The organism is Mesorhizobium sp. WSM4837 (assembly GCF_055811435.1).
This window is the reverse complement of the sequence record NZ_JBVVQE010000003.1, coordinates 77,656-91,490: the sequence shown is the minus strand read 5'-3', so window position 1 is coordinate 91,490 and position 13,835 is coordinate 77,656. Positions and strand designations below refer to the sequence as shown.

General features: G+C 61.8%; 15 protein-coding genes and 1 pseudogene. 7 read left to right on the top strand and 9 right to left on the bottom strand.

The window, feature by feature from the left end; genetic code table 11:
• Nucleotides 1–231 precede the first annotated feature (231 nt).
• Nucleotides 232–1,644 carry a metalloprotease TldD gene (tldD, locus tag AC0L3D_RS02780; protein WP_473643019.1) on the top strand — a complete coding sequence of 471 codons (1,413 nt, stop codon included), beginning with the start codon at nt 232–234 and terminating at the stop codon, nt 1,642–1,644.
• Between the two features lie 43 nt (nt 1,645–1,687).
• Nucleotides 1,688–1,968: pseudogene (locus tag AC0L3D_RS02775) on the top strand (AbrB/MazE/SpoVT family DNA-binding domain-containing protein).
• Nucleotides 1,969–2,067: 99 nt separating this feature from the next.
• Here AC0L3D_RS02775 and AC0L3D_RS02770 read toward each other — a convergent pair.
• The 4 genes from AC0L3D_RS02770 to AC0L3D_RS02755 all read right to left on the bottom strand — a co-directional run bounded on the left by AC0L3D_RS02770 (nt 2,068) and on the right by AC0L3D_RS02755 (nt 5,056).
• A complete protein-coding gene (locus AC0L3D_RS02770; protein ID WP_419696994.1) occupies nt 2,068–2,601 on the bottom strand; it encodes an RES family NAD+ phosphorylase in 534 nt (177 codons plus the stop codon).
• Nucleotides 2,567–2,938 (bottom strand): antitoxin Xre/MbcA/ParS toxin-binding domain-containing protein, encoded by a 372-nt coding sequence (locus AC0L3D_RS02765; RefSeq protein ID WP_027152353.1) that lies wholly within the window; start codon nt 2,936–2,938, stop codon nt 2,567–2,569. The genes AC0L3D_RS02770 and AC0L3D_RS02765 overlap by 35 nt, the downstream gene beginning before the upstream one ends.
• Nucleotides 2,939–3,023: 85 nt before the next feature.
• Nucleotides 3,024–4,265, bottom strand: a complete 1,242-nt coding sequence (locus AC0L3D_RS02760) for a class I SAM-dependent RNA methyltransferase (RefSeq protein ID WP_473643017.1) — start codon at nt 4,263–4,265, stop codon at nt 3,024–3,026.
• A complete protein-coding gene (locus AC0L3D_RS02755) occupies nt 4,262–5,056 on the bottom strand; it encodes a TlyA family RNA methyltransferase (RefSeq protein WP_287049752.1) in 795 nt (264 codons plus the stop codon). The genes AC0L3D_RS02760 and AC0L3D_RS02755 overlap by 4 nt, the downstream gene beginning before the upstream one ends.
• A gap of 172 nt (nt 5,057–5,228) precedes the next feature.
• Between AC0L3D_RS02755 and AC0L3D_RS02750 the strand changes: the two genes are divergently transcribed.
• Complete coding sequence (locus AC0L3D_RS02750) at nt 5,229–5,630, top strand: GFA family protein (protein WP_287245058.1); 402 nt, start codon at nt 5,229–5,231, stop codon at nt 5,628–5,630.
• Between the two features lie 120 nt (nt 5,631–5,750).
• Here the strand turns inward: AC0L3D_RS02750 and AC0L3D_RS02745 are convergent, their stop codons facing one another.
• Nucleotides 5,751–6,413: an FMN-dependent NADH-azoreductase gene (locus AC0L3D_RS02745; RefSeq protein WP_473643014.1), complete on the bottom strand. Its 663-nt coding sequence runs from the start codon at nt 6,411–6,413 to the stop codon at nt 5,751–5,753.
• Between the two features lie 98 nt (nt 6,414–6,511).
• Between AC0L3D_RS02745 and AC0L3D_RS02740 the strand changes: the two genes are divergently transcribed.
• Entirely contained in the window at nt 6,512–7,375 is an 864-nt protein-coding gene (locus tag AC0L3D_RS02740; RefSeq protein ID WP_473643012.1) for a LysR family transcriptional regulator, read from the top strand.
• 261 nt (nt 7,376–7,636) lie between these two features.
• Here the strand turns inward: AC0L3D_RS02740 and AC0L3D_RS02735 are convergent, their stop codons facing one another.
• From AC0L3D_RS02735 to AC0L3D_RS02720, 4 genes are all read right to left on the bottom strand, one after another.
• Nucleotides 7,637–8,122: a DUF302 domain-containing protein gene (locus AC0L3D_RS02735; protein WP_287341561.1), complete on the bottom strand. Its 486-nt coding sequence runs from the start codon at nt 8,120–8,122 to the stop codon at nt 7,637–7,639.
• Between the two features lie 178 nt (nt 8,123–8,300).
• Nucleotides 8,301–9,503: an MFS transporter gene (locus AC0L3D_RS02730; RefSeq protein ID WP_128172264.1), complete on the bottom strand. Its 1,203-nt coding sequence runs from the start codon at nt 9,501–9,503 to the stop codon at nt 8,301–8,303.
• A gap of 92 nt (nt 9,504–9,595) precedes the next feature.
• A complete protein-coding gene (locus tag AC0L3D_RS02725; protein WP_473643010.1) occupies nt 9,596–10,096 on the bottom strand; it encodes a cupin domain-containing protein in 501 nt (166 codons plus the stop codon).
• Nucleotides 10,097–10,298: 202 nt separating this feature from the next.
• The gene (locus tag AC0L3D_RS02720; RefSeq protein ID WP_128172043.1) at nt 10,299–11,213 is read right to left on the bottom strand and encodes a LysR family transcriptional regulator; all 915 of its coding nucleotides are present in this window, start codon (nt 11,211–11,213) and stop codon (nt 10,299–10,301) included.
• A 147-nt stretch (nt 11,214–11,360) separates the two neighbouring features.
• Here AC0L3D_RS02720 and AC0L3D_RS02715 point away from each other — a divergent pair, with 147 nt between their 5' ends.
• From AC0L3D_RS02715 to AC0L3D_RS02705, 3 genes are all read left to right on the top strand, one after another.
• Nucleotides 11,361–12,191, top strand: a complete 831-nt coding sequence (locus tag AC0L3D_RS02715) for a 3-hydroxybutyrate dehydrogenase (protein WP_473643008.1) — start codon at nt 11,361–11,363, stop codon at nt 12,189–12,191.
• A 51-nt stretch (nt 12,192–12,242) separates the two neighbouring features.
• Complete coding sequence (locus AC0L3D_RS02710) at nt 12,243–13,328, top strand: patatin-like phospholipase family protein (RefSeq protein ID WP_473643006.1); 1,086 nt, start codon at nt 12,243–12,245, stop codon at nt 13,326–13,328.
• Nucleotides 13,329–13,545: 217 nt separating this feature from the next.
• A complete protein-coding gene (locus AC0L3D_RS02705; RefSeq protein WP_091595987.1) occupies nt 13,546–13,815 on the top strand; it encodes a BufA1 family periplasmic bufferin-type metallophore in 270 nt (89 codons plus the stop codon).
• The last annotated feature ends 20 nt before the right edge of the window (nt 13,816–13,835 follow it).

Sequence of the window (13,835 nt, the reverse complement as noted above, 5' to 3'; positions counted from 1 at the left end):
AGGCCCAAAACCCTGCTGACGAAAATGGGATTGTGACCGCCTTTGGCTACAGCGCCGCGCATCCAAGGACGCGCAAAGAACGCTGTAGCGCTTCGATTTTGCGCATGATCCTTTCCGAAAATCGATTCCGATTTTCGGGGTCATGTACAGACAATGGTCATTGCCGATTGTCTGGGCGCACCTTCGCGCCTACATCGTGAGGACAATCTCTTTCCACGGACGGACCGCGCCATGAACAGCCTGATCGACCAATTCGACATTTCCGACGATCGCATCAAGCAGATCGTCGCCGAGACCATCAACGGCGCCGACGACGGCGAGCTGTTCCTCGAATACAGCGAGAGCGAAGCGCTGATGTTTGACAATGGCCGGCTGAAGACCGCCAATTTCAACACAGACCAAGGCTTTGGCCTGCGCGCGGTCGCCGGCGAAGCGAGCGGCTACGCGCATTCCAGCGATCTTTCGGAAGCATCGCTGCTGCGCGCGGCCGACGCTGTGTCAACCGTCAAGAGCGGCTATTCCGGCACGCTTGCTGCGGCTCCCGCCCGCACCAACCGCCATCTCTATGGCGACGACAACCCGATCCCCTCGCCCTCCTTCGAGGCCAAGGCCAAGCTCCTTCAGGAAATCGATGCGTGGCTGCGAGCCGAGGATCCGCGCGTGCGGCAGGTGACGGCGTCGCTCGCCGCCTCCTGGCAGCATGTCGAGATCGTGCGTGCCGACGGCCAGATGGTGCGCGACATCCGCCCGCTGGTCAGGATCAACGTGTCGGTGGTGGTCGGCAACGGCGACCGCCAGGAGAGCGGCTCCTTCGGCATGGGCGGACGCAAAGGGTTTGGCGAATTCCTGGTCGAGGACAGCTGGAAACACGCCGCCAAGGAGGCGCTGCGGCAAGCGCTGGTCAACCTCGAGGCCATTCCGGCCCCCGCCGGCACCTTTGACATCGTGCTGTCCAGCGGCTGGCCGGGCGTCATGCTGCACGAGGCCGTCGGCCACGGGCTGGAAGGCGACTTCAACCGCAAGAAGACATCGGCCTTCGCCGGGCTGATGGGCCAGCAGGTGGCAGCAAAAGGTGTCACCGTCGTCGACGACGGCACCATGGCCGAGCGGCGCGGCTCGCTGACCGTCGACGATGAAGGCACGCCGTCGGCCCGCAATGTGCTGATCGACGACGGCAAGCTTGTCGGCTATATGCAGGATCGCCAGAACGCCCGGCTGATGGGCATGAACGCCACCGGCAACGGACGGCGCGAAGGCTACGCGCACCAGCCGATGCCGCGCATGACCAACACCTATATGACTTCAGGAGACATGGAGCCGGACGAAATCATCGCCTCGGTCAAGAACGGCATCTATGCCGTCTCCTTCGGCGGCGGCCAAGTCGACATCACCTCGGGAAAATTCGTGTTCGGCTGCACCGAGGCCTACATGATCGAGAACGGCAAGGTGACGCAGCCGATCAAGGGCGCCATGCTGATCGGCAATGGGCCGGATGCCATGCATCGGGTTGCGATGATCGGCAACGACATGAAGCTCGACACCGGCATCGGCATGTGCGGCAAGGCCGGCCAGGGCGTGCCGGTCGGCGTCGGCCAGCCGCACCTCAGGATGAACCAGATGACGGTTGGCGGAACGCGGGTTTGATAGAAGCTGCGGTTTTTGTCTTACATTCAGAGGATGCGCCGCGATGGCCAACCCGGAAAGACTCGTAACCACTGTCTCGACCAAGGGGCAGGTCACCCTGCCCAGCGCGATCCGCAAGCGGAGGGAATGGGACGCCGGCACACGTCTTCTGGTCGAAGATACTCCGGAGGGCGTGCTACTGAATCCTGCGCCAGTCTTCGCCGAGACACGGCCAGAAGACGTGTTTGGATGCCTGCCCATAGAGACAGGCCGAAGACGTTGGAAGAAATGGACGCGGGTGTGCTGGCCGAAGCGCGGCGGCGCGGCCGGCTCGAACTGCCCTAAAGCGCGTCGCGTTTGACCGGCCTCATGCGACGCGCTTTAGGTTGTTGTTTTATGCATGTCGTTATCGCAAAACCGCTGCACACTTTTGCGCGACATGCATTAAAGCCATGAAGCCGGCGTTTTCGGCAAGCGATGGTCGGGATCGATGACCTTCAGACGGGGTGTGTTGCTCTCGTTCCATCGCCACAGCGCGACGCATGTGCCGCCGGGCGACATGAAGGAGGGGTAGATCACGCCATGCTGCCCATCGGCAATCAGGCGATCTCTCAGCGTATGCGTCTCAGGCACAAGGCCTTGATCCATGATGTCGCGCCATTCACATCGGTGAATGTCCGCCGTCACGCCGAGCCTGGTCAGCACATCAGCGTCCGTAAGGTCGGCCAGGCGCGCGCCTGAAAGTGCGAGTTGCGCAATCAGCGCCGGATGCTGGACAAAGCCCTGATTGTACTCCGCCCAAGCAGTGGACAATTCGCCCGCGGCATAGATCGTCGTGGCGCCCACTGGATTCCAGCGACCGCCAAAGCGGGCTGCTCCTTCGCCGGAAAGCGGCAGATGCGCCCAACGCGGCACGAAGGCGCGCCATAGGCTCAGTCTGTTTTCAGGCATAGATGCCGGAGCGGACTGCCTCCAGATAGGCAAGCACCTTGTCCGTCTTGCCCTCTCGAACGAGATCGTAGGCGGTCTTTCCCGCCCAGCCGGGGATCGGCTGATGCTTGAACCAGATTGCCGCACGCTGTTCATCGCCGGCCATCTCGCCTGCCATCGCAAGGATACGGACGATCGGACTCAATGCGGCGTCGACCTTGCGCGCGCCGGTCTTGGCGGCAAGCGTGTTGCGCGCGACGCCGATCAGGCCCGCCAGTTCGGTCAGATTGACGCCCAGCAGTTCAGCCACCCGTCTTGCCGAAAGAAATGGCGTCCGCTCGTCGCCAAAGCGCGATGCTCTGATATCGAGAGCTGCGGTATTCATAACAGGCTCCTAGCGTATTTTGAACAGAGCACGCTCAAAATACGCTCATTTTACGCGAAATTCAAGCTCAACAAGTGCGGACCCGCTACCGCCTTCGCTTCGGCTTCTCCAGAAGCGCGACGGCCTCGACATGCGGCGACCACAGGAACTGGTCGATCGGCGTCACGCTTTTCAGGGCGTAGCCGCCATCGACGAGGATGCGCAAGTCGCGCGCCAGCGTCACCGGATTGCAGGAAACCGCGGCGACCAGCGGCACGTCGGAACGGGCGATCTGCTTCGACTGGTCTTCGGCGCCGGCGCGGGGCGGATCGAAGACGACGCCGTCGAAGGCATTCAGTTCCCTCGAAGTGAGCGGCCGCCGGAACAGGTCGCGGCGTTCGCTGGTCACGCGCTTCAGACCGCTGGCGAAACGGAATGCCCGGTCGAGCGCCGAAAGCGCTGCCGCATCCCCCTCCACCGCATGGACCTCCGACCTGGCGGCCAGGCGCAGCGCAAAGCTGCCGCAGCCGGCGAAGAGATCGGCTATCTTCCTGGCACGCGCGAGGTGCCGGCCGACGATGTCGGCCATCGCCTGCTCGGCGGCCTCGGTCGCCTGCAGGAAGGCGCCCGGCGGCACCGCGACGGCGACGCAGCCGAACAGCACCACCGGCTTTTTGGGCTCGATGATGATCTCGCCATCGATCGAAAGCCTGGCCAATCCCTGAGCGATGGCGAAATTGGAGGCGACGCGGCGCTGGTTCTCGCCGAGCTTGCCGGACTCGTGAACCGCGACATCGAGGCCGGAACCGGTCGCCGTGACCGTCATGCGGAACGATTTCGTCGTGGCGCAAACCAATTCGGCGAGTGCTCTCAGACGGTCGAGCATAGCGACGATCTCGGGCAGCGAGATCGGGCATTCCTCAATGGAAATGATCTCGGACGACAACGCCCGAACGAAGCCAAGCAGCATGCCGGCCTCGCTGCGCCTGGCGGTGAACACGACGCGCCGACGCGTCTGCGGCGCGCACGGCACCAGCGCGTCAATGTCGCAACTGATGCCCTTGCTGTTGAGCGCATGCGCAACCTTGTCGTGCTTCCACCGATGATAGGCTTCGGCCTCGAGATGCTGGATGGCGCAGCCGCCGCATTCGGTGAAATGCCGACAGGCAGGGTCGATGCGAAGCGGCGAAGCCGCCAGCACCGACATCAGCGTGGCGCGGTCCTTTTCGCGCGCGGCGGTGACGGTTTCACCGGGCAGCGTGAACGGAATGAAAAGCTCGCCGGTTTCGGTTTCGGCGACGCCGTCGCCCTGGGAGCCCAGCCGTGTGATCGTGAAGCGCGCGTTCATCGGCCTCCGATCCCCCTGTTCTCGATGCCGGCGTCCTTGATCCCGGCGAGCAGGAACTCGCGGTTGCCGTCGCCGCCTTCGATCGGCGACAGATGCAGTCCGAGCGAGCGCCAGCCGGGGACGCCGTCCAACCAATCCTGCAGCAGGCCGGCAACCCGCGCGGCATCGTATGGATCTTTCAGCAAGCCGCCCTTGCCGATCGCCTCGCGGCCCGCCTCGAATTGCGGCTTGACCAGAAATATTGCTTTGGCGCCGCTCCTGGCAATGGCGAGCGCCGGCGGCAGCGCCAGTTTCAACGAGATGAAGCTGACGTCGGAGACGATAAAATCTGGAATGCGATCGGCAAGATCGGCGGTCGAAAGATCACGGGCGTTCAATCCCTCGATGACCGTCACACGCGGATCGCCGGCGATATCCGGATGTATCTGGCCATGCCCGACATCGATCGCCGTGACATGCGCCGCGCCGCGTCCGAGCAGCACTTGAGTGAAGCCTCCGGTCGAGGCGCCGACGTCGAGCGCTTCGCTGCCGGCTGGATCGAGGCCGAAATAGTCGAGCCCGGCGATCAGCTTCAGCGCAGCACGCGACACATAGCCCTGTGCCGGATCATCGACTTCTATGAGGCAATCAGCCCGGACCGTCTGGCCGGGCTTGCGGGCGATGACGCCGTCAACCGTCACGGTGCCGCGCTCGATCGCGTCGCGGGCGCGAGAGCGGCTGGGGAACAGGCCCCGCGCGACGAGGAGTTCGTCGAGCCGCTTGCGTGTGCTGGCTGGCAAAGGCGAGTTCATCGGCCTTCATGGCGAAAGCCTGTCACGAAGGCAAGGATATTGGGCAAGACAACGAACATCTTGCGAAAGCGGCGAGCGCGTCAGGCCGCACCACAACCTGTTGAAATCGCACTGGGTCCGGCACAATGTTGGGAACAATGCTCGTGTTGCTGCCAGAAGGTGAGGAGGACGAATGCTGACCGGAACCTGCCATTGCGGCGCGGCCCACTGGACTTTGGAGGGCGATCCCGGCTCGATCACAGCCTGCAACTGCACGCTTTGCCGCCGCTATGGCGCGCTGTGGGCTTACGATTATGTTGACGAACGCATCCGTCTTGCCGGACCGACAAGTGCTTACACGCGCTCCGGAAAGGATGCCCCGTCGCTCGAGATTCTGTTCTGTCCAACATGCGCCTCTGTGCTGGCCTGGCGTGGTTTGCGCGCCAGTGCCGCCGGTCGCACTCGGATCGCCGTCAATGTGAGGCTTGCGCCGCCTGACACCGTCGCCGACTTGCCAATCGATCATTTCGATGGTCTCCACGCGTTCGAGGACCTGCCGCGCGATGGTCGCTGCGTGCGCGATATGTGGTTCTGATGCATGTCGCGCAAAAACATGCCCTCGGGCTTGAACCGAGGGTGCTCCGTCGCACCATAAGGCGACCTTCCCCGCCAGTCTCCAGAGCCGCCCTTCTTGTCCGCAGCGGGCGCTTCGTAATCATGCAATCGCCTCTGTTGTCTGCGACAGCAGATCTTCCGCCAGCTGTAACGCGGCCTCCCGTGCATCCTGGCGAGCCGCATGGTCAATATCGGGTCCAAAGAGGGTTTTCTGGATGATTAGACTGCGGACATCTTCGATACCGATGAAGCGCAACCACGCTTCTACATAGGGTTTTTGAAAGTCGAAGCGCTGCGCCGGCGTGATGGATTGCGCCGCATAGTCGAGACCTCGCGCATGGACGACCACGGCGGTCTTATCCCGGAGCAGTCCTGCGAACCCGTGTTCAGGGTCGAACGAGAAAAGGATGTCCTTCTGCGATACCAGGTCGATGAAGTGCTTGAGTTTGTAGGGAATGCTGAAATTCCACAGGGGCGTCGACAGCAGGACAATATCCGCCCAGTGCAGTTGTTGCGCCAATTCTTGCAATGTGGCCCATGCCTGCTGTTGAGAAGGGGTAAGCGGCGTGCCGCTGAGCCCCGCATATTTGGCCAACATCGCGTCCTCACTGAATTCGGGGAGGTCGACATCCCATAGGTCGAGCGTTGAGATCGCCAAGTCGGGTCGCCGAGCACGACAGCTTTGAACAAAGGCCTCGGCGACCTCACGCGAGGCGGAACGCTCTTTGCGGGGCGAGGAAACGATATGCAGCAGCTTGGTCATGGATCATCCTTGCTCATTGTGATGAACCGTATTGCGTCATATTTTAATTCGATATAAAAATTGAGATTATCGACAATATTCATCATGGATCAGAATATATGCTGGAATTGGTCCTGCTCAGGACGTTCGTCGCCGTGTTCGACGAAGGCGGCTTCAGTCGGGCAGCGGCGCGACTGAACCTTACGCAGTCGGCCGTCAGTGGGCACCTGCGTCGTCTCGAAGAGCAGGTCGGAAAGCCGTTACTCAAAAGGACGACGCGCTCGCTGGAGATGACACAAGATGGCGAGCGCCTGCTCGCCTATGCCCGGGCGATGCTCGCCCTTAACCGGGATGCTTTGGCCGATCTGGCGCAGGCACCCTTTCACGGCAGAGTTCGCGTCGGCCTCTCGGAAGACTTCGCACAGGTCCCCATCCTTCGCGCCTTGCAGGCATTCGGCGCCGATCGCCGCGGATTGCAGATCGAGGTGCAAGTCGGGATTCCGGGTGCGCTGCTCTCGAAAATGAAGGAGGGCAATATCGAACTGGTGCTCGGATCCCAGTGTGAGGGTGAGGAGATGGGGCGCCTCCTGTGGCGCGAGCCTCTTGTCTGGGCATGGGCGGATCATACCGGCGTGGAACTTCCGGACCCGCTGCCATTGGCCGTGTTGCCGGAACCTTGCCCCTACAGGGAAGTTGCTCTTGAACGGCTTGCCAAGGCCGGGATCAGCCAGCGCATGGTGATGATCTGCACCAGCAACGCCAGCCTGAGGGCGGCTGCCCTCTCAGGCTTCGCTGTAGCGCCGATGATCGTCAGTCAGCTGAGAAACGGCCTGGTCAGTGTACCCGAAAGCTACGGCCTGCCAGAGTTGCCAGAAGCGCAGTTCAGGCTATTTGCCGCATCGAAAGGCGATACTTCCGTCCTCGAAGAACTGGCGGAGGCCATCATGAACGCCGTTCCTCGAAGGCACGCTGGCGAGGAGTGACCATGACCTCGCACCGACGCGGATCCGTTGCATGCGGTGGGAAAACCCCAAAGCACACGGATGGGTTCGTCCAAGATTCAGGCGTCCTTTAATTCACCGCAGCAATATGGACCCTCATCGCCAACCGCGAGTTGGCTACGCCGCGGGCACGCCAACGTCACCGCTGAATGCCACGCCGTTTTGCAGAACTTGACACACACACAACTGGCGCAAAACTTTCGGGGCCGGACGTCTAGCCGGCAGCCGGCCCCGCTTCAAGGGTCATTTCTCGATGCTGGAGGTGACGGACTGGATCACTTCGGTCGCCATCTTGAATTCCCTGGTGCGGCTTTCGATGCCGTGGCGCCTGGCGATGTAGTCGAAGTCGGTGTAGGCCGCGTAGACCGAGCCATCAGCCGTCTGGTAAACGACGACGCGCACCGGCCAGTCGAGGCCGGCTTTCGGGTTCGCGGTGATGAAGGTCGTGCCGAGTGCCGGGTTGCCGAACATGATGAGCCGCGACGGCCTGACGACGTTGCCGGCGGCGTTGCCGAGCTTGGCCTGGTCGATGACACCGAACAACGTGATGCCCTTGTCGGCGACATCCTTCTTGATCCGCGACACGGTCTCTGCAACCGAATAGCCGCTCTTGACTGTAACGACGCCGTCGGACGCCGTCTCAGCATTGGCCTGGGCCAGAAGCCCCGGGGTGGCAAGCGTCAGGACAAGCGCCGTCGACGCGAGGGTCGATTTGACTGAATTGATCATTTTTCTTTCTCCGTGAGTGAAGCCGGTCCGATGACAGGCTGGAAGAAAGGATGCGGAAAGGCTCGGCGGATTGATAATGCCGTTTGCTGCCTGAATTGATGAGTGCGGCGTATGGCTGGCAGGTTCCATGGAAATGCCGCCGCTCATTAGCGGCGGTAAACGTCGAGGTGAAGCGGGATCAGACGCGTGGCGCCGTCAGCGGGCGGGCGATTATCGTTGCCGCGATCAGGGCGGCGACGAGAACAACAACACAAGTGGTCCAGCCGAGCCGGTCATAGACCTGGCCGAGGACAAAGCTGCCGACCAATCCGCCGGAATAGTATGAAGCAAGGTAGATACCGCTCGCAGCGGCCTTGTCGCGGGCGGCGACGCGGCTGACATGGCCGGTCGTGATCGCCTGCGCCAAGAATGTTCCGATGGCAATCAGCGCCATGCCCGCAAGAACGATCGGCAGATTTGGAGTGAGCAGCGCCAGAAGGCCGGCGATGGCAATCCCGAGCGTCAGGACGATGCCGCTGGCCGGGCCGAACCGCCTTGCCACGCGGCCGGCGAGCGGGGTTGTCAGCATCGACGGCAGAAATACGAAATAAACAAGACCGAGCGCCATCGGCGACAGGGCCAGCGGTGCTGCGGCCAGTTGGAAATTCACATAGGTAAACGTGCCGATGAAGACGAACAGGATCAGGAAGCCGATCGCGAAGCTGCCGCGCAGTTCTCGGTTCTTAAAGTGGGCTTTCCAGGCGCCACCTACGGGAGGGTGGTCGGCGTCGATTCGCATCATGCGGTCGGTCTTCTTCAGAGTCAGCCAGACCAGCAACGCGCCGGCAATATTTAGGGCAGCGAAGGTCAGGAAGTTGATGGAGATGCCAAAGCCGTCCGCAACAGCCGCCGAAAGGATGCGGCCGAAGAAGTTGCTGGCGACGTTTCCGGTGACGTAGGCGGCGAGCGCGCCTGCCGCCTGGCCGGGTGAGAAATGCTCGGCGAGGTAGGCGATCGTCAACGTGAAGGCCGCCGACATGCACAGGCCCTGCAGGACGCGCAGGAGGGCAAACATTGCGATGCTGTTGGTCATCGAAAGTAGCGCGGTCGGTATGGCGAGCACGACAAGGCTGAACCATATCCCGTTGCGCCGGTCGATGTTGCGGCCGAGCAGCGCCACCGCGACGCCGGCGATCGCCATTCCAAAGGTGCTGGCATTCACCGCGAAACCCATCGTCGCGCGGCTGACGCTGAATTTGACGACGAGCGAGGGAAGGATCGCCTGCGCGGCGAAAAGGTCGACGAGCGTCAGAAATGCGATCAAGGCAATGATGCCGAAGCGCAGGCTGTCCGTCGACACCCTGCGGAGCTTCGAGGCAACGGCTTCGTCATAGCTGGCCATCGGAATTTTTCCGTGCATGGTTCGACGCTCCCGAAGGGGACCGGGAACGCCGATGGAGGTTGAGGGTCAATAAGCGGGACGCTGAGGTCCGGTTACATCGCGTCGTGGGCGTCCATGTCCGGCGGCAGGATGTCGGCCGAATAGAGCACGGCAGGAACCGAACCGTTGTTCTTCCACCAATGCGCGAGCTGGCCGAACTCGGCGGTGGCTTCGCCGGCCTTGTGCTCGATCGCCACCTTGCAGGTGTTGCTATATTCGCTGATCGCGCCCTCAGCGACCAGGATATTTGCCGGACGCGTGGAGTGGTCGTGCCACGGCACGACGCCGCCGGGCTGCACGACGAGCTTGCGCAGACGGAACCTATTGCCCTTCCAGGCGTCGCCCTTCGTGCTGAGGTCGATCGTGCTGATGACCTCGTCGGTGACACCTTCCGGCGCGCTCGGCATCGACTGAACGGCATTGGTGGCGACCTGGCCGACCGGGCATTCGCCGGCGTGGGCAGGTGCTACAGCGAAAGCCGCGGCCGAAGCGAGCAGGCCGAACGCAAGAACAAGTTTGATCGGGTTGCGAGGTGCTATGACTTTCAAAAACATTTTGCGGTTCTCCTTTTATCGAGCCCGGCAATGGGAATTCATGCGGGGCGTGATGTGGAGATTGGGCGAGCACGGCTGCGAAGAGAAATGCCGGGTACTTCTGAATTCCATAGCCTGAAGCTATCGCGTGAGCCTGGGCGCAGTCGTACCGGCTCGCACCCGAACACGCAGGCGTAATCCTGCGTAGTCGACGGAGTTTCGATTACGCGGCGGTACGGCGCATCGAAACCGGTGATGCGCCCTCTGCCCAGCCATAGGATTTGACCGCACCGACAAATGTCGACACCGCGGGCGAGAAGCGGCGGCCGGCGACGGTGACGAGGCACACATCGCGGGTCACCTCCGGCTCTGTCACCGGCCGCACCTGCAGCCCTGGAATCACGGCGGTGTATTCGGGGAGGAAACAGATGCCGAGCCCTCCGGCAACCATGTTCTGGATCCAGTCCTCTCGCTCGCTGGAATAGGAGATGCGAAGCTTCACTCCGCGCTCGACGCAAAGATGAGACAGATGGTCCCAATACTCGCAGTTGACGCGTCTCAGATAGATCTCGCCATCGATCGCGCTGATTGGCACGGTCTCGTGCTGCGTCAGCCGATGGCCGGTCGGGAACGCCAGCATGAAGCGTTCGCGAAAGAGTGGCGTCACGTCGAAGCGTTCCGGGAACTTTTCGCTCGATGACATGATTGCGACGTCGATGTCGCCCGCCTCGAGCAGTTGTGAGAGCCGGCTTGGTACCCCTTCAACCAACTGCAACTGAATTCCCTTGTGGCGCATGTTGAAATCGGTGAGCAAACCGGTGAAGCGGCGCGGGCCGATCGTGCACATGATGCCGACCTTCAGATTCGCGTCCTTGAGACAAAGGAAGCGCGAGGCTTCCTGACGCACGCCGCTCAGTTCATCTGATATCTGTTGGAAACGCGGCCGAAGCAGCGCGCCAAGATCGGTGATGTGGGTCAGATTGCGCTCGCGCCGGAACAAAAGGCCGCCGACCTCGTCCTCGAGCTGCTGGATCGCGCGGCTGAGCGCCGGCTGGGTGACGTTGCATTTCTCGGCGGCGCGCGTGAAGTTCCGCGTATCGCAGACGGCGAGGAAATATCGGATGTGGTGGATGTCCATGCCAATCCCCTAGCGCGCCCGAGCCTTCTCCAGCCAATGCAATGGACGCATGGATTTGATAGCACAGCGGCATTTTATTGTTGAGCGCGCATCGCTCAAGGTCCCGCAGAACAGCCGCAGCGTTGCGGCACATCAACGGAGACCGAAATGCTCAACGTCAGCAAACCTGAAACCGATACGCTTGCGATGCGCCGCCCCCTGGAAGGCCGGACCGCGATCGTGACCGGCTCGACCAGCGGCATCGGCCTCGGCATCGCCCGCGCCCTGGCGCAGAACGGTGCTGCCGTCATGCTGAACGGGTTCGGGGATCCGGTGGAAATCGAAACGCAGCGTGCCGCCTTGGCCGAGGAAAATGACGTCGACATCGCTTACGACAACGCCGACATGTCGAACCGCGACGCTATCCACATGATGGTGGAACGGGCCGTTGCGCGCTTCGGCCAGATCGACATCGTGATCAACAACGCGGGCATACAGCATGTTGCGCCAGTCAGCGAATTTCCCGTCGCCAAATGGGACTCGATCCTGGCGATCAACCTGAGTTCGGCTTTCCATCTGATCCAGGCGACCTTCGAGCCGATGAAGGGTCGCGGCTATGGCCGCATCATCAACATCGCTTCCGCCCATGGGCTGATCGCCTCGCCGTTCAAATCAGCCTATGTCGCCGCCAAGCACGGCATGGTCGGGTTGACGAAGGTGGTCGCACTCGAGGGCGCCGAGTACGGCGTGACTTCGAACGCGATCTGTCCAGGCTATGTCTGGACGCCGCTCGTCGAGAAACAAATCGAGGATCAGGCGAAGTCGCACAACATCGCCCGCGACGCCGTTATCCGCGATATCTTTCTGAAGAACCAGCCGACCAGACGCTTTGCGACTGTGGAAGAGATGGGAGCGCTTGCGGTGTTTCTCTGCAGCGGCTGCGCAGCTTCGATCACCGGCACAGCCTTGCCGATCGACGGCGGCTGGACTGCGCACTGAGCGCACCGTCATCGTCAAAACGTCTGCAATTTTACGCGAGGAGGATACCCGATGAACACTCATGCCGAGGTTGTGAAGCTTGCCTCCAGCCAATCGGAACCGGCCGCGCCCAGCGTGGTCCGCGGGAAGCGGACGATCAACCTCGCGCTTCAGGGCGGAGGCGCGCACGGCGCCTTCACATGGGGTGTCATCGATCGCCTCCTTGACGAGGAGAACTTGTCCCTCGAAGGGGCAGTCGCCACCAGCGCCGGGGCCATGAACGCGGCGGTGCTTGCCTACGGGCTCGCCGAAGGCGGACGGCGCGGCGCGCAGAAGGCGCTTGCGAATTTCTGGCGCCGCGTCAGCCACGCGGCGGCCTTCAGCCCTCTGCAGCCGAGCCTGCTTGACAAGATGACCGGGTCGCGTTCGCTCGAATACTCCCCGGCCTTCCTGATGCTCGATATGGTGACGCGGTTGATGTCGCCCTATCAGTTCAATCCCTTGAATTTCAATCCGCTGAAAAAGGTTCTCGAGCAGTCTCTCGATCTCGATGCCGTCCGCATGTCGCGCTGTCCTTTGAAACTCAACATCTGCGCGACCAATGTGCGGACCGGGAAGGTCAAGGTTTTCTCCAATGACGAGCTGTCGATCGACGCCATCATGGCGTCGGCATGCCTGCCGTTCCTGTTCCAGGCAGTCGAGATCGACGGCGAGGCCTATTGGGACGGCGGTTATATGGGAAATCCGGCAATCTTCCCGCTGATCTATTCCTGCGACACGCCGGACGTGCTGATCGTACACATCAATCCTATAGAACGCGCCGAACTGCCGCGCTCGGCGACGGATATCCTTAATCGCATCAATGAGATAAGCTTCAACTCTTCGCTTTTGCGGGAAATGCGGGCGATCGCCTTCGTCACGCAACTGATCGACTCGGAGGCCGGCCAGACGCTCGACCTCAAGCGCATCTTCGTCCACGGCATTTCGGATGACGAGACCATGAAAAAGCTTGGCGTCTCCAGCAAGCTCAATGCCGATTGGGGCCTGCTTACGGATCTTCGCGACCGCGGCCGTGAACGCGCCGAGGAATGGCTCGAAGCCAACTATAACCATATCGGACAGCGTTCGACGGTGGACATCCACGAACGCTATCTCTGACAACAACTCCCGGCCGGCATTATCCCCTCTGGATGCCGGTTTGCTGAGCCCTCCGGCAACCCTCCCGGAGGGCTCTTTTCATGCCGCCGGCGCATACAGCGCGTCTATCGAAACCATGCAAAGACAGCATTTCAGTTGATGGCTGCGATCGAAGAGAGTGGCTTCAGACGGGCTGATCGCCGGTCTGAACCAAACACAAACCCAGGAGACGGAAATCATGATCAATACCAAATCGCTCATCGGCTCGGCTTTGGCCGCGGCTACCACGCTCGCCGCCAGCGCTGCCTTCGCCGGTCCGGCCGCTCAGCCGGAGTTCTCGTTCGAAAAGTGCTACGGCGTCGTCAAGGCCGGCCAGAACGATTGCCAGACCGCCACGCATTCTTGCGCCGGGACCTCTACGGCCGACAACCAGTCCGACGCATGGATCTACGTGCCGGCCGGCACTTGCGGAAAGCTTGCCAGCGGCAGCACCGAACCCAAGGCCTGATCCACCCCCACGCAACCCAA